The sequence below is a fragment of the Paenibacillus luteus genome (assembly GCF_006542765.1).
Lineage (GTDB): Bacteria > Bacillota > Bacilli > Paenibacillales > Paenibacillaceae > Pristimantibacillus > Pristimantibacillus luteus.
Map to the genome: position 1 here is coordinate 1 of NZ_SKCD01000097.1, position 21892 is coordinate 21892.

The 21892-nt window shown below is 49.7% G+C and carries 7 protein-coding genes and 1 rRNA gene; 1 reads left to right on the forward strand and 7 read right to left on the reverse strand.

Going from position 1 to position 21892, the window contains the following annotated elements:
• Positions 1-317: ribosomal RNA gene (locus E0496_RS34500) — 16S ribosomal RNA — on the reverse strand; the annotation flags it as partial.
• A gap of 416 nt (positions 318-733) precedes the next feature.
• On the opposite strand from E0496_RS34500, the gene E0496_RS34505 reads away from it, so the two are divergent.
• Entirely contained in the window at positions 734-2947 is a 2214-nt protein-coding gene (locus E0496_RS34505; protein WP_241675103.1) for a sensor domain-containing protein, read from the forward strand.
• 77 nt (positions 2948-3024) lie between these two features.
• Here the strand turns inward: E0496_RS34505 and ligA are convergent, their stop codons facing one another.
• The 6 genes from ligA to E0496_RS34535 all read right to left on the reverse strand — a co-directional run bounded on the left by ligA (position 3025) and on the right by E0496_RS34535 (position 21823).
• A complete protein-coding gene (ligA, locus tag E0496_RS34510; RefSeq protein ID WP_141506578.1) occupies positions 3025-5028 on the reverse strand; it encodes an NAD-dependent DNA ligase LigA in 2004 nt (667 codons plus the stop codon).
• Between the two features lie 63 nt (positions 5029-5091).
• Positions 5092-7494 carry a DNA helicase PcrA gene (gene pcrA / locus E0496_RS34515; RefSeq protein WP_175598168.1) on the reverse strand — a complete coding sequence of 801 codons (2403 nt, stop codon included), beginning with the start codon at positions 7492-7494 and terminating at the stop codon, positions 5092-5094.
• Positions 7495-7586: 92 nt separating this feature from the next.
• A complete protein-coding gene (locus E0496_RS34520) occupies positions 7587-8726 on the reverse strand; it encodes a response regulator (RefSeq protein ID WP_141506427.1) in 1140 nt (379 codons plus the stop codon).
• Positions 8723-11857, reverse strand: coding sequence for an ATP-binding protein (locus tag E0496_RS34525; RefSeq protein ID WP_141506428.1), 3135 nt, complete (start codon positions 11855-11857; stop codon positions 8723-8725). The genes E0496_RS34520 and E0496_RS34525 overlap by 4 nt, the downstream gene beginning before the upstream one ends.
• Before the next feature lie 210 nt (positions 11858-12067).
• Positions 12068-12757, reverse strand: coding sequence for a S1 family peptidase (locus E0496_RS34530; protein WP_141506429.1), 690 nt, complete (start codon positions 12755-12757; stop codon positions 12068-12070).
• A gap of 18 nt (positions 12758-12775) precedes the next feature.
• Positions 12776-21823, reverse strand: coding sequence for a chitobiase/beta-hexosaminidase C-terminal domain-containing protein (locus tag E0496_RS34535; protein ID WP_141506430.1), 9048 nt, complete (start codon positions 21821-21823; stop codon positions 12776-12778).
• Positions 21824-21892: the final 69 nt, after the last annotated feature.

The window sequence follows — 21892 nt, forward strand, 5'->3', positions numbered from 1 at the left end:
ATCACCCTCTCAGGTCGGCTACGCATCGTCGCCTTGGTGAGCCGTTACCTCACCAACTAGCTAATGCGCCGCGGGTCCATCTGTAAGTGATAGATTGCTCCATCTTTCCCGATTCAGTCATGCGACCATATCGCGTATCCGGTATTAGCATTCGTTTCCGAATGTTATCCCAGTCTTATAGGCAGGTTACCCACGTGTTACTCACCCGTCCGCCGCTAAGTATCAAAGGTGCAAGCACCTCATCAACTCCGCTCGACTTGCATGTATTAGGCACGCCGCCAGCGTTCGTCCTGAGCCAGGATCAAACTCTCCAAATTGGTGTTTGAAATGCTCATAACTTAACTAGCTATTTTAAAACATTATCGGATCGACGTGATCCATTTGTTCAGTTTTCAAAGAACTTGTTTTGTCACATTTTGTCGGTGACAAGAAGTTATATTATCATCTTCGTTTCACAGTGTCAAGCTTTTTGTTTCACATTTGTTTGTGTCTCATTAAGCTTGTTTGTCTGTGCCTCAGAAGCGACAAGAAATAATATATCACTTACGTTTGCATAATACAAGTTGTAATTTTTTACAGTTACTTTTGCACACGTTTTTCACATCTTATTGAATAGCACGGTTATAATTGACAATCATTCTCAATGAATTTAACATGATGAATAATATCTCTATATAAATGTATTCAAACAATACAGCAAAGCTAACGAGGGAGTGTTTCCACATTGTTTTACATGCATCATGCGGCACTTTCGTCCCTATGGCTCGAAAGTTCCCACAGGAATGAATATATCGTTATTGCCGTGTTTGCCAGTTTAATGGCCTTCATTATTCTTTACTATATTAGAAAGCAATTTTGCAGCAAGCTATATCATCCAAGCAGCAAGCTGCTATTCAGCCATATGGATGAAGGAATTGTCATCTTCGGGCTAGATGGGCAGCTTGTCCTCCATAATGATGCCGCGACCAAGTACGGCTACCAAATCCATGATGCAAGCCAGAAAGGAAACTCACCTGCTTTTTTTCATGTTAATGGTGTTACAAAACTCCCGTTCCATCATGAGCCGTTGCAGCAGCTCTTACAAGGAACACAGCTTACTACTCAAGAGCTTTGGTTAGTGCCGAACGAAGGAAAAGCTGGCAGTATCGTCCGGATAACCGGAAAACCCATTCGCACTTCACGAAAACTAGAAGGATATATGCTGGTCATCCATGATATTACTCAAAGCAAATGGGCAGAGAAACGGCTTGAGGTAAGCGAGCAACGTTTCAAATCACTATATGAGCATAATCCGGACATTGTCTTTTGGTTCAATCTCGATGGACAGCTTCTGAGCGTAAATCCCGCAATGGAGAGGATTACCGGTTTTACCTGGCTGGAGCTCAAAGGGAAAAACTTCGAAGATTTAATCAGTCATTCGTTAAATAAGTCTTCTTCTGATTCGTTCTCTCAGCTTAAAGCAGGTCATACGCTGAACGGTGAAACCACTTTCGCCCATAAGTCTGGAACCACGGTCTATCTGCAAACAACCGTGATACCGATCACTGTTGAACAGCAGTTGGTAGGCGTCTATGTCATCGCGCAAGACATAACTGCCAAAAAACAATCTATGGATACCATTCGGCATATTGCCTATTTTGACACCTTGACTGGTCTTCCCAATCGGCATCATTTTTTCGAAACCTTGACCGATACTTTAAATAGCTGCTCTAATGCTGATACTGAACAATCCTTCGCCCTCTTATTTGTTGATTTGGACCGCTTCAAGCTTATTAATGATTCACTGGGCCATCAGGCGGGGGACTGGCTCCTTAGGCAAACGGCAATGCGAATGCAAAATTGCATCGGCAGCAAAGGGATTATTTCTAGGCTTAGCGGTGATGAATTCATTATCCTGCTTTCCCATTCGGACGCGGAAGAAGCGGAGCAGCTAGCTCTTCACGTTCAGGAAACCGTCATCGAGCCAGTCCTATATGAAAATCATATTATCCATACTACGGTCAGCATAGGAATCAGTTTATATCCCGACCATGGTACCGAGCTTGAACAGCTCGTTCAATATGCGGATATTGCCATGTATCGGGTCAAGGAGCAAGGTAAAAACGGGACACTATTTTTCAATTCAGAGATGAATGAAGCTATTATTAGAAGAACGACAATGGAAAAGGAACTGAGAGAGGCTTTAACGAACAAAGAGTTTACCCTATATTATCAGCCGCAAACTGACGCTGCCACGGGCAGAATTACGGGGCTGGAAGCGCTTGTGAGATGGGAACATCCGGAGCGCGGACTCATATCGCCAGTTGAGTTTATCCCACTTGCCGAGGAAACCGGTATGATTACGAAGCTAGGGGAATGGGTCTTGCGGGAGGCCTGCTTTCAAACGAAAAGCTGGATAAATGAAGGACTAGCTCCGATTACAATCGCCGTCAACATCTCAATGAAGCAATTCCAAGATGAGAGCTTATTTGAGATGATTCGCTCGATTTTGGAGGAAAGCCAGCTTCCTCCTTCCCTGCTTGAGCTGGAGATTACCGAGAGCATCGGCTTGCAAGGCACCGACCAAGTGATACAAAAGCTTCATAAGCTAAAAACGTTGGGCGTTCGTATCGCGATTGATGATTTTGGAACGGGCTACAGCTCGCTTCATTATTTGCAGAAGCTTCCGCTTGATACGTTGAAAATAGATAAGTCATTTATTCGAGAAATGTCGAAGGAAACGACCGGGAGCTCCATCGTTCATTCGATTATTGAGCTGGCTCACAGCCTTAAGCTAGATGTACTTGCAGAGGGCGTAGAGCAAACCTCCCAACATGTCCAATTGGCCGCATTTGGCTGCGATCGGCTGCAGGGCTATCTCTTCTCTCGTCCTGTTGCTGCGGAACAGACTAGAGCATTGTTAGCGCTAGAAATCCTTAGCCTTGCTCCCGTTGAGCCACTAATATAATGAACTATAACCTCTCAGGGGACAAAACAAAGCGGCAGGCCGAATTCGGCCTGCCGCTTTGTCATTATATTGTATCGTTATAGATCGACCGTCTCACCTAATAAGCGCATGAGCTCTGCTTCTTCTTCTATTACCGTGATGCCAAGCTCTCGAGCCTTGGTCAGCTTGCTTCCCGCGGCTTCGCCAGCGACGACAAAGTCGGTTTTTTTGGAGACGCTGCCTGAAATTTTGGCACCGCAAGCTTCGAGTAGCTTCGCTGCCTCATCCCGCGACATCGTAGGAAGAGTACCAGTTAACACGACTGTTTTCCCGCTGAAAATACTATCATTCCTTGCTACAAGCTGCTGCTCTGCTTCTGCCTTCACACCTAGCTCGCGCATTCTGGCAATGCTTGAAAGAATGATTGGATCTCTAAAATATCCGACAATGCTCTCAGCGACAATGCCGCCAATATCAGGAAGCGTCACAAGCTCCTCTGCTTCCGCCTTCATAATCGCATCCAGACTGCCATAGTGGTCGGCCAGCAATTTCGTAGTCGCCTTGCCCGTATTCGGAATACCGAGTGCGAACAAGAAGGACGACAGCTCCCGGTCCTTTGATTTCTCAAAGGCTGCAAGCAGCTTAAGCGCCTTCTTCTCCCCAAAGCGTTCAAGCTTAATCAAATCATCATAAGTCAGCGCATATAAATCCGCGGGATCATGTACGTCGCAATCCTTGTACAACTGGTCCGCCGTCATGACGCTGAACGTGTCAATGTCCATCGCATCACGCGAGGCAAAATGCGTAATGCGCCCAATAATTTGCGGCTGACAGCCTAATTTATTGTTGCAGAACAAATGAGCGCCACGCTGCTCAAGCACCGTTCCACAGGATGGACATTCCGTCGGAAATACAATTTCCTCGCCGGGCTCTTCTTCTGCTTTGCCCAGAATTTCCGGAATGACGTCATTCGAGCGGCGAATCGTTACAAGCGTGCCGAGTGCGAACTTCAGGTTTTTGCGTTCGATGTCGCCAATATTGTTGAGTGTGCAGTTCTGAACGGTAACGCCTGCCAGCTCGACTGCTTCTACACGGGCGACCGGCGTTATTTTGCCAGTACGGCCAACCTCCCAGGATACGGACTCCAATACCGTCGTCGTCTCTTCTGCCTCAAACTTAAAGGCAACGGCCCAGCGCGGAAACTTATCCGTATACCCCAGCGCTTCCCTTGTGCGAATATCCACAACCTTGACGACAGCCCCATCGATTAGAAAATCCAGCTGATCGCGCTGCTCAGTTACCCGAACCAGCTCTTCCTGAACCTCTTCAATCGTGCTCTGATAGGTTACATAAGGATTAACCTTAAATCGGTTGTCCTTTAGAAATTGCTGCATTTCCTGATGGTTCTCAAAAGCGACTCCATCAGCGTAGCCAATATTATAGAAGAAAGCGTTCAGTTTCCGCTCTGCGGTTACTTTCGGATTAAGGTTGCGCAGTGCTCCGGCAGCCGCATTCCGGGCATTTTTGAGCGGTTCAACCGCGGTTTTGTTATATTTCGCAAGCACCGAAAGCTGCATAATGCCCTCGCCTTGGACCTCGATAATGCCGTTGGTGAAAGGAATCGTGAGCGGTACCGAACGAATCGTACGAACTTGCTGCAAAATGCCTTCGCCTACCGTACCGTTGCCGCGCGTTGCCGCTTGTACCAACTGGCCATCCTCATACGTTAAATTAAGCGTAAGTCCGTCAAACTTTAGCTCAACGACATAGGTTGGCTGCGGCAGCGGATCAACTTCGGGATTTTTGGCGTTATAGTCAGCCACCGCTTTAAGCAGCCTTGTATTCCAGGTCACCAGATCCTCGATGTTCTGCGCCTTATCCAAACTCCATAAGCGGGCACGGTGCTTGTAAGGCTCAAAGCCCTTCAGCAAGTCGCCGCCTACCCGCTGGGTAGGCGACTCCGGCAAAACGGTTCCCGATTCAGCCTCCAGCGCAACCAGCTCATCGTACAGCTTGTCATAATCCGCATCGCTGACCGTCGGCTGGTCCAGCGTGTAATAGCTATAGTTATGCTCGGTAATGATCGCAATGAGCTGTTGCATTTTCTCCAATTGAGCGTTCACGGGCGGCTCCTCCTTCTAATCGTCCAAAATAAGAAATGAATCTTATACCTTTGTAATGGGCGCAAAGCCTGCAAGCAAACGCTTGATACCGACGGGTGCCGGGAACGCGATATTCAGCTCCATGTCCTTGCCCGTCCCTTTCACGGAAACAATAACGCCGATGCCCCATTTGCCATGGGACACTCTCTCGCCGGAAGCAAAGCTTCCGGAAGCGGCGTCTCCCGCTCCGCCGCCACTGCCTTGGGCCGCCCGAGCGGCGTCCTGCAGCGGCGTGCTAACCCGCACGCCGCCTCTGCCGCCCATCGCGGCCGGGCCCGTTCCCCCCATACCCGGGGAACGGCCTCCTGCGCCAGGCGCGCCACTTGCTGGCGCGCGCCCTGGCATGGCGCGGCTGGCTCCGCCTTGCGCCGCGCCACCTGTACCGCCAATGACGCTAACGCCGCCACTGCGAGCACCTCCAGCGCGTGCGTAGCCGCCGCTGCCGCTTGAAGCCCCTTGCCTCACGCTCTCTGGAATCTCCTGCAGAAAGCGTGAGGGCAGGTTACTGCTTGTGCGGCCGAATAGCGTCCGCATGCGCGCGCAGGTCAAGTACAAGCGCTTCTCCGCACGCGTTATGCCCACATAAGCAAGCCGGCGTTCCTCTTCAAGCTCCTCATTGTCCGCCAGCGCGCGGCTGTGTGGAAACACGCTTTCCTCCATGCCGATGATGAACACCACGGGAAACTCCAAACCTTTGGCGCTATGCATCGTCATCAGCGTGATCGCATCCTTGTTTTTCTCCGCTTCTTCCTCGTCCTTGTTCAGCGAATCAATGTCCGCGATCAAAGCAAGGTCGGTCAGAAAAGCAACTAGCGTCCGATCTTCGTTTCGTTTCTCGAAGTCCATCGTCACAGACAGAAACTCATCTATATTCTCAAGACGAGCCTTTGATTCCAGCGTATTCTCCTGATGCAGCTCCATCCGGTATTGCGATAGCTCGAGCACCTTCTCGGTCAGTTCCGTCACCGATAGATATTCCACCATACGCGTCAAGTTATCGATGATCTCGTAGAATTCGCGGAGCAGTGTTCTTGTGCGCCCATTCACCTCAACCTCGCCTAGGTTGTTTAACACCCGATAGATCGACGTTCCGCGTCTCGCTGCCTCATCGGCGAGCTTCCCGACCGTCGTATCCCCGATGCCACGCTTTGGCACATTGATAATACGCACCAAACTAATATCGTCATCCGGATTGGAGACCAGCTTGAGATAGCCGAGCAAGTCCTTGATCTCTTTGCGGTCGTAGAACTTGATCCCGCCGACAATCTGATACGGAATATCCGATTTGATTAGTATTTCCTCAATTACCCGGGACTGTGCATTCGTTCGGTACAAAATCGCATGATCAGCAAATTTGCGGCCGCTGTTCACATTTTTGCGAATCTCGCCCGTTACGAAATAACCCTCATCATGCTCGGTATCCGCCTGGTAAAGTGAAATCAGATCGCCTGCGCCTTGATCCGTCCACAGCTTCTTCGGTTTACGGCCGGTATTCAGCTTAATAACCGCATTCGCCGCATCCAAAATATTAGCGGTCGAGCGGTAGTTTTGCTCCAGCATGATCGTGCGTGCCTCAGGGTAATCGCCTTCAAAGTTCAAAATATTCGTAATATCGGCCCCGCGCCAGCGGTAAATGGATTGATCGCTATCGCCAACAACGCATATATTATGATGCTTATCTGCCAGCATGCGGGTAAGCATATACTGCGCTCTGTTCGTATCCTGATACTCATCGACATGGATATAGCGGAACTTGTTCTGATAGAACTCAAGCACCTCCGGCACATCCTTGAACAATTGAATCGTCATCATGATCAAATCGTCAAAATCGAGCGAGTTGTTGCTTCTGAGCTTCTTCTGATATTTCGTAAATACCTGGGCCACGATGCCCTCGAAGTAATCGCCGACCTTCTGCTCGAATTGCTCGGGCGAGATCAGCTCGTTCTTCGCCCCGCTGATCGCCGCCTGAACGGCCTTCGGCTCCACTTTTTTCGTATCGATGTTCATATCCTTCATGCAGCCTCGGATAACCGACAGCTGATCGGAGGAATCCAGAATAGAGAAGCTGGAAGTGAAGCCGATCCGGTCAATATCCCTGCGCAATATCCGTACACACATGGAGTGGAAGGTGGACACCCAAATGTCCCGTCCCGAAGGCCCCACAAGAGCGCTAACCCTGTCCTGCATCTCGCGTGAGGCTTTATTTGTAAAGGTGATCGCCAGTATGCTCCACGGCGCTACACGCTTTTTTTCAATTAAGTAAGCAATTCGATGCGTAAGCACGCGTGTCTTGCCGCTGCCCGCTCCTGCCATAATAAGCAGAGGACCATCCGTTGCCTGAACGGCATCCCGCTGCGGCGGGTTCAGCTTCTGCACCGCTTGCTCGATACTAATATGATTCAACATGCTCCGACTCCTTTGTTCCCATTTGTTCGCCTCTTCCCAGTGTAGACAACGGTCTCCCCTGTGTCAATTTGAGAATACAGGAATTTGGTTCATTATGCCCGGCTCAGCCGCATATGAATTTGCGCATACAACTCTTTGGTTTGCTTATCTGGCTCAATCTTCAGATCCGCGCGGACCACAGCCTCAAAGTTTTCGTAGTAACGCTGCAAGGCCGCTTTATCTCTCAAATTTTCGTAGGCAAGCAGCATGTTGCGGCAAATTTCATCGGAGTACGGTTCTCTCTCCTGCAGCGTATTCAGCCTCAATACCGCTTGAAGCCCTCTTCCACTCGCAAGCTCGTACGAAACAAACGTCATGACGAGCTGGATATACAGCCGCCGCAGCTGCTCACGTCTTGCCACGGCCCAGAAGCAATCCAGCTCCTCCAAATAATCGCCACGGTACAAAGAAAGCAGCCCTTCATAGTGCTTCAAATTTTGCTGGGTAATGACCGGCTGTTCCGTTACCTTCTCTAGTAAATCTGCATCCACGCTCAGGTTCTCTACCGATAGGCGATAGCTGTTCCGGTCAAACTCAACCTTAATGTGAGACTTCCAGTTGCTCAGCAGCTTTCGCACTTGATAGATGGAAGTATGTAAATGATTGATCCCCTTCTCTTGGGAGAAATCGGACCACAGCGTCTCAATAATATGATTCTTGTCCAGCCACTTCCCTTTATGATGCAGCAAATAAGCGAATAACTCATGACATTTCAGCGTTCTCCATTTAAAAGACTCTAGCGTGTCAGGGGAGCTTCGCAGCACCAATCTGCCCAAACAAAGAATTTTCGCCTCTTCCTCTTGGACTGGGGGCTCAGCTACAGGTATACGCCGGGCAGCTCCTGCCCCGATTCGGGTAATCGTTTTGGCTAGACGGGCCGGGTATACCGGCTTCAGCAAATAGTCGAAGGCCTGAAGCTCGAACGCCTCTACTGCATATTCCGAGAAAGCCGTCACGAACACGATCGTAATATCGCTGTCCATCTGCTGAATATACTCCGCCGCCTCCAAGCCATTAACCTCCGGCATCTCGATGTCTAGAAAAACGATATCCGGCTTTTCTGTTTTGATATGTCGTATCGCATCAGCTAGCAGCGTAAATTTACCTCTCACCTCCAGACGTCCATCCGCAAGCAGCAGACGCTCCAGTTGGAGCAAAGCTGGATTTTCATCATCGATTAGAATCGCCTTCACTTTAATCCCCCCCTTGTGGCTGCCGCTGTTAATCCAGCGATTTTTGTTCTTGCAATCGCAAAGCTCACGGTTGTTCCTTCTCCTAGACTGCTTTTGATTTGCAGTCCGTTTCCGTATAGGGCAATCAACCGCTGGTCTATATTCCGAAGGCCTACCCCTTTTCTGCCTTCAACCGTCCCTGCGAGCACCTCCTCAGCATGCTTCTCCGACATGCCCACACCATTATCCGATACCGAGATTACAATTTCGCTATCGTTTTCTTTTACCGAAATCGTAACGGTACCTCCGTGGGCTTTGCGCATAATGCCATGCCGAATCGCATTTTCAACAAGGGGCTGGATGCTAAGCGGCGGAATAAGAGTATACATCTCCTCGTTCACTTCATACACCACCCGCAGCCGTTCCTCAAAACGAGCCTGCTCCAGCATGAGATAGGACCTGACCAGCTCGATTTCCTTCTGAACAGAAACCATGCGATCCCGATTATGGAAGTCAAAGCTTCCGCGTAAATATTGACTCAATTCCATCAGCAGCATGGAAGCCTTATCCGGATTGACCGGACAAATTGAAATCACCGTATTCAGCGCGTTATATAAAAAGTGAGGCTTAATTTGTGCTTGCAAAAAAGCAATTTCCGACTGGACCGCCTGCTGCACGGATTTTCGCAGTTGAATAAGCGTTCTGACGCGGGCACGCAGCTCCTTGGATTCCATCGGCTTGCTAAGGAAGTCGTTAATCCCTGTTTGGAATGCTTTCTCCATATCATCGGGATAGCTTCTGGAGGTTAAGAGCAGCACCGGCAATTCCGACATCAAAAACCGTTCCCTAATCATCCGGGTTAGCTCGATGCCTGTCATGCCTGGCATCATCCAGTCCGCTATGACGAGATCAATACTCAGATTTTGCCTAATTTCGTTAATCGCCGCTTCTCCTTGCGTTACCGCAATCACATTATAATGCTCGACCGACAATAGGTTTTGCAGCACTTGCAAGTTAACCGGATCATCGTCTACGATCAGAATCGTTCCGCTGCTCACCTTATCGCTGTAATCTGCTATGACTTCTGCTGCTGTAGCAGCCTCATTATTGCTACTATCCATCAGCTGGTTTACATCCCTGTACGCAGGCGCTCCAGGCAGCTCCTGCACATCGGAAATCGGCATCGTAAAATGAATCGCCGTACCGATTTCCCGCTCCGGCTCCAGCCAAATCCGACCGCCCCCTAGCTCCACTAGCTTTTTCGTTATGCCTAGCCCGAAGCCTGAGCCTTTATAGGCAGGATCATAACCCTCAGCGTCCCGATAGTTGCCATGAAACACATCCTCCAAGCGCTCCGTATGGATGCCGATGCCTGTGTCTGCAACGGTTATAACGGCCCTCTCGCCCACGATATCTGCAGAGATGCTGATTTCTCCCTCATGCGTAAATTTCACCGCATTGCCGAGCAGATTGTACAGCACCTGAACGAGGCGATCCTCATCCGCATGCAGCAGCGGCATATCATCCGGCCATTGCTGGACAAAGCTTATTTTTTTGCTGCCTGCCGTATGCTTCACGACCTCGATGACCGAATCAACAACCGTCGGCAGATGAACCGGACGGAAGTACAGCTGAATGCTGCCATTTTTGAGGCTTGAGAAATCAAGAATATCGTGTATAAGCAAGGACAACCGTTTGCCGGTTGCGGAAATCATCGCGATATGGCGAGACTGCTCCGTCGTAATAGTTCCCGCAGCCCCTTCCATAATGGAGTCTGCCATATTAATAATACCGTGCAGGGGCGTTCTCAACTCGTGAGAGGTATTAGCCAAAAACTCATCCTTGAGCACGTCCAGGGTGATCAGTCTACGGGATAATTGTTCAACTTCCATATAAGAGTTGGCAAACCGTTGAGACATCGTCATGGCCTGTATAATGACAAAAAACAACATTTCATAGGATATAATCGTCAAAGTGTCTAGCAAGCTGAGCAGTAGCAGAGATTGCAGAGCAATCACAGTGAGAATGCTTAATATGCTGAGCATATCAAAGAAAGTGTTGTTAGAGCTTCTCGAAAAGTTTCTCAGCATAATATAAAATACAAACAATACCGTGCTCGAAGCGATGACAACCACGAGCAACTCCATCGCTGAAATCAAGCTCGCTGGAAGCACAAAGGTAATAGCCATCAAAGAGATTGTCAATACTTTAAAAGCCCGAAGCAGCTTTTTAGAGACTATGATTAAGGAGACCGATGAGGTATATAATAGCAAAAAATAATAGATAAATGCCGTTGAAGCAAATTGTATTTTTAATATCACAGCATAAGCTATCCACGGCACAGCGTCAGCCAGCAGCTTCTCGCCATGGGTAAGAACATAGAGGCTTCCCGCTATACATAACAAACCAAGGTAAAGCAGCGACAGCTCCTGCCTGAGCTTACGGTAGAAAAGCAGCAGGTAAATGGCGGGCATGATCAGGCCGATAGCCGAGATTAAATCCTGAAGCACTCTCCATTCCCGATTATGAAGCACATTTCCCTGCTCGCCAAAGGAAATGGGCATAATAATGCCGCCCGAATTATACGTATAGTTAGATACTTGTACAATAAGCTCCACAATGTCCCCCGTCACGGACGAAAAACCGATATAAGGAACGTTATTAGGTACCGATGATTCGGGAGATTTCGTAGGGTTTCCGCTAGCGCCTACTTCTCGTCCATTTATATAAATACGGTTAGCCATTCGAATGTTGCCTGTATGTATGCCGTATATCTTATCTGATGTATTGTCCAGCCGAATAACTAAACGGTAAGTTCCATAACCGTAAGCGCCTAACACGCTTGTACTTTCCATATATTCGTTCCACATGCCAGGCACGTCCACTAACAAAGCATTATCTAGCACCTGTGCTTGGCCATCTTTCGCATCTGCGAAGGCCTTCGGCTCCAATAACTGATTTCGATAAAACTCCCATTCCCCTTTTAAAGGAACGATTCCATCCTCGCTAAAATTCCAATCCCGCAAATCCAAATAACCGCCTTTGGCTTCGGGCATGCTCATGCCGGACAATATGATTTGAATAATCAAAACCGCCGGCAGCACAAAGCCTAGCAGCACACTAGCTGCAATTGACAGCTTACGCCGATTCATACCCTTCTCCCCAATCGTCTTTGAATGCCAGATAACTCCATCATAACTTTAACAGCCTGAACCCGGCAATGGCTTTCAAGCCCCTGAACTTAATGACTAGCAGATAGAAAAAAAGAAGATGAATGCAACGAACTCACATTCATCTTCCAATCAGAAACAACCCGGCTGCTACAAGGAACAGCCAACATGCGCTGCCGTTCCAGCCTCTCTCTATTTTTTCATTAAAGCCCGCAAGTCTCCGGTATCAATAACCAGATGAATATTGTTCATTGTACGAAGCGAACCAGATATCGTTCCTACTAAACGCCCTTGCTCATCAAGCAGCGGTCCGCCTGACATCCCGCTCGCAATTTGGGCCGACGTCAGGATACGGGGTCTGCCATTGATCTCTGCGCTAGGATTATTAACAATTCCCTCCGTAATAATCGGCGTGTCACGCAGCGGGTATCCAATGGCAAACACTTTCTCCCCATGCTTGACGGGCGCTTCGCGAACCTGAAGCATGTTGTAGACTGCTACTTTGCCCTTCGCGTCTTTGCGCTCGGGAAGCTTAAGCAGAGCCGCATCTGTCAGCTCGTCATAGCTAAGCAGCTTAACTGCCTTAACGACCGCGCCATCGGAGAGGATCGCTTCGAAAGAAGCGGCTCCTTTCACAACGTGATAGGCTGTTGCCGCCTTGCCATCCTCAGAGATAAGCGCCCCGCTGCCCACCGCCAGCACGGTTCCATCGCTGCGCAGCGCCCGCAAATAAAATGTGGCAGCGCTGGCCTTCTCATAGGTTTGTTCGGCGTTTTGTGCGGCAGGCGTCTCCGCCTTCGCACCTGTAAACCAAATCGTACCGGTTAATAAAGCGACGATCAGGCACGCAGCGGCTAGTTTCAGGTTAAGGGTACGCTTCACTTCTTATCTCCTCTTTTCCTACTTGATTAAAGCAGACATAATTTCCTCATAAGCCCAATGTGTAGCTGGCAGATCCTTATAAGCAGCGTTTGTCTCGCCTTGCTTTTGCGCTTTGATCACCCGGTTAATAAGGACAACGGCCTGCGCTCTTGAAATTTCGTCATTCGGACGGAACGTTCCATTAGGGAAGCCCTTGACATAACCCGCTGACGTAAAGGCATTAATATATTTTTCCGACCAGTGACCCTTGACGTCCGAGAGAGAAGCTGCTCCCTGCTGAGCAATGGAGAGATTCAGCACTCTGGACATAATGACAACGAACTCCGCTCTCGTAAGACCACGGTCGCTTCTGAAGGTTCCATTCGGATACCCTTCTACGATGCCTGCGGAAGTAAAGAAGGCAACGAGCTCCTCTTCCCCTGCGCTTACGTCACTGAACAGGCTGCCTACGCTCACTTGCTCCATATCGAGCAGCAGGGATAGCGACTTGATCAATTCATAACGCGTCAGTGCTGTGTTCGGTTTAAACAAATCGTTTGAATAACCCGTAATATAAGGGGTTTTATTCGCATCGCTCTTCAGCTCATACTTGGCATTCTCTACCTTGTAAGCGATCGTAACCACTTCTTCGTTCTTATCGGTTATCGCTTTAATGGTCATATTGCCAGTAATCAGAATTGGCCCTTTATATTGAAGACTCTTTGTTGTTGGTGCAGATCCATCCGTTGTGTAATAAATCACTTGGCCTGTCGGCGCCGTCAAGACTAGCTTGCTATTGCGTGCGACAGTAACCGGAGTGCCCGCTTCCGCATCCACGGATTTTTGGCCGATTTGAGCGGTGACTGCCGGCTGCGTGACAACCGGAGCAGCGCCTCCGCCTCCTCCGCTAAATACAACCTGCTTCGTCCAAACGCCGGACAAAATCGCGCTGTATTCTTTTCCATCTACAACCGTTATCGCTTTAATCGTAGTCGTAGCCGTCAATTCAATAGGAGCTGTGTAAAGCTGTGAATGCTCATCAGGCTCCGTACCATCTACCGTGTAATAGATAACGCCGCGAGGCTCATCTGAAGCCAGCTCGACGGATACCTTATCACTGAAACTCACTTCACCCGAAACGACTTTAGGTGCAAGCGCTGCTTCAGCAAATGGAACTGAAGGGGCACCGAGAACAACAGAACGAGACTGTCCATTAACCGCTACGATAAATTCTACTGGCCCTGTCTTCGTCAAAGTTCCTTTCAGCTTGCCGGCAACACTAGTGATCGTTGCCTCTCCAAGCTTCGCCGTCCATTTCACTGCACCGTCTGTTGTCAATTCAAAGGCTGACTTGATGCGGTTGATTGAATCACGCTCGCCCAAGATGACAGCCGCTGTTCCAAGTACAGCTGTGTCAGAGTTTTCAAATGCTTGCAGTCTCGGATAGAAACCCTGTAATGCCTGCCATACAGACGAGCTGAGCTGCGAAGGCAGTGTTGCTTTTACAAGCTCCTGGGATATGACGCCCGCAGCTTCTGCCGCTTGTCCCGCCGTCCGGTTGCCTGCTGCATCATAATAAGCGACGTTCAGCTTCAGCATTTGCTTATTGAAGACGTTTTGCGCAAGGGATGCGCTATTGTCCTTCTGTCCAGCAATGCCTCCGAAGAAGGTATTTCCGCTAATCAGCTTGCCCTCTACGGCAGCTTTGATTTCGCCCGTATTTAAGGAATGGCTGATCATGCCTGATTGCGCATGGCCGGCGATGCCGCCTGCCCACGCTTTACCTGTCCCTTCCGAGATCACACGGCCTGCATTATAGGCGTTATCGATTAGGCCCAGTTGAATGCCCGCAATACCGCCTGCCGCCGCTTGGGAGGATACGGCATGGATGTCCGCCAGCGAGAAGGCTTCCGTAATGGCTGCTCCTGCTTTATTTTGGCCAGTGATACCGCCAAGAGCAGTTGTCGATCCCGAAGCTAGGCTTCCGATACTGCCGCTAATAATCGTTTTATTGATTTTGCCTTCGTTGATGCCTGTCACTCCGCCCACATTAGCCGTTCCTCGAACAGCTCCGCTAACGGAAACATTTTCGATCGTACCGCTTGCGCGGTTGATGCCTGCGACAATGCCGGCACTTTCTCCGCCTTCAACATTCGCGTCTACAAACGTCAAATGATGAATATGGCCTTCATTCTCAATAACAAAACCGATTGTGCCTGTATCTCCAGCCGCAAGCTTCAAGCCTTTAATCGTATGTCCTTGACCATCCAGCTCGCTTCCGAAGCGGGTGAATGGCGTCATTTTTTTGCTTGTAAGATCGAGGTCTGCCGCCAGCATGATTTTCGTAAAGCTTGGTTTAGCTGCAGCAGCTCTATCGTATAGACGATAATAATCCAACCCTGTGTCGTTCATAAGAAGAACAATGCCTTGCAATTGCTTCACCGTTCGGATGACAGCCTCCCCAGCCGATTGATCGCTAAGGAACGTCGTATCCACTTCAAAGTCCCAATCGCCAAGCCCTAGGCCGGCTGTCAGATCAGCCTGCTCCAGTGCTGCTCCAGCTCCCAGATTTCGGCCAATGGCAATAAGCGTGCCTTTGTATGAAGACTGCTCCACCTTGCCGTCTCTAAAGTTATAGCCGATAAAAGCGCCTGTATGGACATTTGCTCCACTAGCTTGGACTGTGATACTGGCTGCATCTGCATAAACCTGCTTCAACGTCCCGTCATTGTAGCCCGCGAAACCACCTGTATAAGACCTAGTGGCACCGTTCGTGCCTGTAGTCTTAATGCTAGGAGCAACTGCATAGGCTCGGCTTATCGTCGCATTTCTCTCAACAGCAGCTGCAAAGCCGCCGCTTCGCGTGTCGAAGCCCGAGGCCTGCACGCTGCCGGATGCATAAGCATCCGAAATGAGATAGTGATCAACCGAACCGGCAAAACCGCCTGCATAAGCGCCAGTCCAGCCCGTAACATTAACGTTGCCTGTAGCATAGGCCCATTGGATCAATGCCTCGCGTGTATCTGAATCGCCTAGCAATCCTGCGAAACCGCCCGCATAAATCGTATTATCCGGATTTGTGCAATTCACTTCAACGGCTACGTTTGTTGTAGAGTTGGTTATGCGGGTATAATCCGCCAAGCCTACAAAACCGCCAACATGTGTCGAAGGTACAACGTTTGGCTGCGTTACCGCAGTACCCAGAACGATTTTTTCTCCATTCGGGGATACCGCTTTTGAATAATGGATTTCTCCTCCGGCGGAAATCCCTGCTACACCGCCTACCGAATAGATGCTTCCCGCTTCGGCATGGATATTGCTCTGTGCATCCGAACTAACGATAATGCCATCATTAAAGCCCGTTAGGCCGCCGATTGCAACTGCCTTACCGCCGTTCACTCCAAGATCAACGATTTCCTTAGACTGATAGATCGATGCGTTGCTGTTTTTGCCTGCAATACCGCCCACGAACAGATCGGTACTATGTGCCGCTTCTACCAGCAATGCTTTGCCGCCCTGGACCTTGGCATCGTATATGCCATGATAGAACGGAATCAAGCTGCCAAAAGAATACGGCTTGTCGCGATCAGTTGAGGCGCTCACGCCTGCAATACCGCCAATCGCGCTTTCTCCTTGACCTGTCGTAAAGGCAAAGTCCGGTTTCACATCAGCTTTCATGATAATCGCATTTTGCGCATAACCAACGATTCCTCCTGCGGTTACACTATTTCCTGCCCCATGGATTACCCCGCGGAAGACCGGGCGGGCAATCGCGGTATCCGTAAGCTTGCCGGCAATCCCGCCGACTACAACGGCTTCGCTGCTTGCTTTCGTTGCGATTACTACATTCTCAGTAGAAACATCCTCGATATCAAAGTTGCTGTTTCCGCTGCCTGTCTTCGCGCCTATGACGCCTCCAACCGTACCTGCTCCGTAGAGGTGAGGGCCTTCGCCACTGCCAATGATTTTAATCTGACGAAGTGTGCTGCCAGCATCAGCCATTCGAAGAAGCGGGCTGTTAGCATCAGAACGGCCAATGACTCCGCCCAAAATCGAATCCTTGCCTGTAGCTTCAAGCTTTCCATCCGAAATGCTGACGGTCATGTTCTCCACCTTGCCGGATACGTGATTTCCGATGACGCCGCCTACGATACTGCGTTCGCCCGTTGCGTAAATGCGCGAGGAAGCATGGACTGCAAATTCAAGCTTGCCAACATCTCCAGCTTGTCTTCCGATGAGTCCACCGATGATCGCATCATTTTCTGAACTGCCAATGCTTCCGCCTTGCAGGTTCAGCACCTGCGCTTCATATGCGCCAGAGTTATCCCCGATAATACCGCCAACGATTGGCTGCGCACCTGTTCCTTCAATAAAGCTTGCATCTTTAAGCGAAATCGTTAGGTCCGCATAGGTTCCACTATTGCGGCCAATGATGCCGCCCACGATGCCGCCTGTAACGTTGGCATGATCAAGCAACGTAATCGTGACGTTTGACACGCTGCCTTTGTTCATCCCGGCAAGCGCACCCGTAAATCTGCTGCCAGCAATGGATGCTGGTTCCATAACGATGTTCGAAACCTGTCCATTCGTGCCTATGACACCAAATAATCCGGCGTAATCTTGAGACGAACCTACCGTAAGTCCGTCGATTAAGTAATTCTTCCCTTCGAATTCACCCTCAAAGGCATGGTTCTCGTCCTTGCCGATGGATGTCCATTGTTTGGATTGAATATGAATTGGATTGAGCAAACGAATCGTCCGGTCCTCGAAATTAAATTTCTCAAGCCCCGGAATCGTACCGTTTACGATAGCTGCAAGGCCAGCCAGCTCCGCTTCGGTTCCGATATCGTAGAATAGCGCGTCCTTATCCAGCATGTACCAGCGAATATTCGCATTGACATCGTTGCTGCCCCCGCCGTCATTGTTCGCGCTGCGGTTCAGCTCTGGATATTTGTAGCTGGCATTCAGCGAGCCGTACTTCCATGATTCATTGAAATCCCAGCCAGACAGACCTGGGAATACTTCCCTATCGCGAAGCGTTGCTTCAAGAATCGTGCTAAGTCTTGCATGTACATTCAAGAATCGATGATTTCCATCCGCAAAGTCAGGCAGGTCCTTATTAATGTTATGATCCTCATCCTTCACGTAGAAGGATTTGTACAACAGTTCTTTGCTTGCATTGTCATAACGACCAGCAAAGCCGCCGGCAAATGCGCCATTGGATGCCGATACCTGTACAGCAGAGTAACTGGTCGTAACCTTACCTCCGGTAATACGGCCGATAAAGCCGCCTGCGAAGGAGTTCGCATTGGTCGCTTTAACTTCTTTGGCTGTATACGAATCGGTAATATACCCAGCTGCATGCTCGCCGACCAAACCGCCCGCATAGCTGTAAGCCCCAGTTGCTGTTACATTAGCAACGCTGTATGATTTCGTAATCTCACCTGTATTGCGGCCAACCAAGCCACCCAGCACCAGTGAACGCGCCGCTGTACCGTGAGCCAGTGTCGTAACGTCCGTATCGAAGTAGGAAGCAATGACATGACCTGCGTTTTCGCCGACCAATCCGCCGACCAGTGCATTTTCACCCTCGATTTTTAAATTGGCATTGGAATACGTATAATATAAAGTTCCGCTTGCATGGTTTAAGCCGACAAGCCCGCCGATGACTCCATTGTTTGCTTTGAAGTTAACCGGAATTTTGTCAGCAATGCTGTTATTCGCAATCAGACTGCGGTTCTCGCCTACCCAGCCGCCAGTTACCGTGGATGGAGCAGCAATATTAACAACACCGACAAAACGGCTTTTTTGAATGGTACTGACCGCTGTCGCAGGATCAGTTCCGACTTCATTGGCACGCGCGTCATTCAGACCGACAAAACCGCCCGCGATGGAAGCTGAAGCCGTTGCATTAACTTTCAAATTCATATCTTCCGCATACACGTTTGTAATAATTGCCGTGTTCGTGCTGCGATTATAACCGGCTGCACCGCCGACAACCGCATGATCACCGTTAATCGTAAGGTTGGTTTTGCTCGTAACCAGACTATCCAGCAGCGTATCCTTGGCATAACCCGCAATTCCGCCAAAGTAGCCGTTAGTTGCTGCGGTCGTCGTGGAAATGACCAGGTTTTTGATATTCGTTTTGACCGCGTCGCCTTTAATCTTGCCAAGCTCGATGCGGCCCGCGATTCCTCCCACTGCCACGCCGCTGCCTTTGACAGACAACATCGCGTACTGAGGAATCTCAGTGCCCACGATTGCATCTATCAGATCCGTGCGGCTTGCTTGCCCGACGATACCGCCAATATTGCTGTTTGCCCCTGAAGCGGTGATCATAGGCTCGCCTTCTGCATACACCTCTACATAGGAAATGAGTGCTGCCGCACCATTCTCAGCCCCTATGGAATGACCTGTAATACCTCCGGCGGAAGTGTTTGCTCCGCTTGCTTGAATAACAGGATTGAAGGAGCCATTGTCAATCAAGGTTCCCGTATTTCTACCAGCTATACCGCCAAGCTCATTTCCTGTGCCGCTTGCCGTAATCGTAATATTTTCTGATCTTCCAAGCGACGCATGACCCGCATGCTCGCCATACAATCCGCCCAAATGGGCATCATTTCCTTGAGCTGTAAATTCGATGCCTTCAGCCCACAAAATACTCGATTCAGCTTGAATTGCTGCATTGTTTACCCCTGCGATAGCTCCGGCATTAACAGAGCTTGCCGGTACGTTGAACTGTATGTCTTTTACCTTTACGCTAACTTTAGGCGCATAGTTGATGCCAATGGCCCCTCCGACATTGCTCTTCTCCCCTTGAACGTTAAACAGCATTCGTTCAACCTGAATTGCCGTATCATCCTCACCAATTGTCGCTTCGGCTGTTAGAAGGCCCGCTACGGCTCCAAGCGCATAGCTGCTTCTGCCTACTTCGCCAAGCAGTCCAATTTGAGCAACATGGCTATTGACAACGGTCAATAGTCCCGCGTTCGTTCCTACAATACCGCCAGCCGTAATGTTGTCTACATTACCGACTGCATTGCGGACAGCAGCCTTAATAAGGACGCTATCTCCATTCCGCTCGTCAACAAGCCCGACGTTCGCATCAGTGATCAAGCCCTGCGCTTTACCAGCCACACCGCCAGCCGTACCGCCAGCGCTGTTTACTTCAAGAGCAAGCGTCTTAACGGTCGCTCCTTCAATCGTTCCTTTCAAATCACCAACGATACCGCCGGCGACACCGTCCGTTGAAATTTGTGCAAAGCTGCTAAGTGCATTCCCTGCATAAACCTCAGATAAGCTTCCGCCGTTAAACACACCTGCGATGCCCCCTGTGTACACGTGGTCGCCGCCCGTAACTTCAAGCTTCCCGTGGAAGGAGCTTTTGTCAATAATCCCATTTACGATGTAGCCGACAATTCCTCCCGTGCGCACCGCTTGTTCAGCGCTGGAGGATACTGTCGTTACCTTGATCTCCTGCGCAAAAACAGCTTTCAAGAACGTTCTGTGGCTTCCTTCCGAAGCCATGCCCACAAAACCGCCTGTGTACAGCTTGGCCGCTCCGTTTACTTCAATATTAGCCAAGCTCAAGACATTAACGCTGGGCTCGCCAGATACTTTTGCATATCCACGGTTAGAAACAATTCCGCCCGTATAGACACCTGTCCCGCCAAGCACTGTCATTTTACCGCTATTGGAATAATCGCCTTCGCCTGTGCTCTCAAGCTGTACCCTCGAGCCAGCATAGCCAACAAGTCCACCGCTATAAGCTTCATTCGGATTGCCGGAAACCCATACTTCTGCCGTATTATGGGCAGCTCCGTTGAAGCGAAGATCGCCAGAGATATTTCCGATCAGACCGCCTGTATAGACATTGGCCGATCCACTTGAGGTGATCGCTACATGGTTTGAATAGCTCTTGTTCCAAGTGAATGAACCGTTGATGTAACCGACAATGCCGCCCGTATTGACGTTAGTGCCGCCTATATTAACAATAGGTGCTGTATTCTCAAGCGCAATATTAAATATAGTCTGGTTTTGCTGCGCCGTAATCGCTCCAGCCATACCGCCAGCATAAGAGCCTTTAGCGCCGCTCGCATCCACTTTTACTGCACCGTTGTTGACCGTTTCATTGGAGAATCTGACCTCTGCTCCAGCTTTACCGACAATACCGCCCGCATAGCTCAGTTCGCCGCTTGAAGCCGTTACCGAAGCCGTATTGATAATCGGTGTCGCTTGATCCTCCATCAGCAAGGTGCCGGAAGCATGTCCCGCGATACCGCCAGCGTATACTTCCAATGCGCCCCCGTTACCGGAATGGATAGTACCGTTATTTGTTGCCTTCTTAATAATAAGCCCGCCATTAGAAGCACTGCCCGTAATACCGCCGGCATACGCATAGGCTCCGGACACTTCGACCAAAGTATCGTTCGTCGAATTCGAAATCGAGCCTTCGCCCGCGCCGACGATTCCACCTGCGTAAGCACGCTGTCCAGCAGCATTTAGCTTAACGGGAATCGTATTGGTAATGTTATAAACGATACCGTTGTTGACCATTTTACCGACAGCCGCACCTGCGTATGCCGATGAGTAAGTAGATTGAGTTACTGTATTAATGTTGATGCTGCCGTTGGCAAAATGAAACCCGCCCACGGTGCCTCCGTCCATGTAGCCGACAAGTCCCGCATACACGTTATTGGAACCCAAATTCATGCCTTCAATGGCGAAAATATTGGCGCTCTCTGCAACCAATGTGCCTCTAAACGGCTTCTCGTCCGTTCCGATAGGTACCCAAGTATAGGCCGATAGATTAAGATTTCCGGTTACTGTCAATATTTTGCCTCTAAAACCATCGATATTTTTGCCGTCTGCCGTTACGCCGTCATTCACCAGCTTCGCAATTCCCGCTAGCTTCTCCACCGAATCAATAGTGAATGTATTGTAATCTTCGTTATACCAATCTACCTGGGCATGCTCTGTCCAGTGATCCGAGCTTGCCGTAAGAATGGATACGCCAGCAAATACCGCTATTGCCGCGCCAACTAGCGCAATTACCATCCGGTAGATTGATTTTTTACTCAATGCCATTTGTACACCGCCTTAAATGAATGTCTGACTCTATCGTTGCTTGTGACTCTATCAACCGTAGGATGTCGC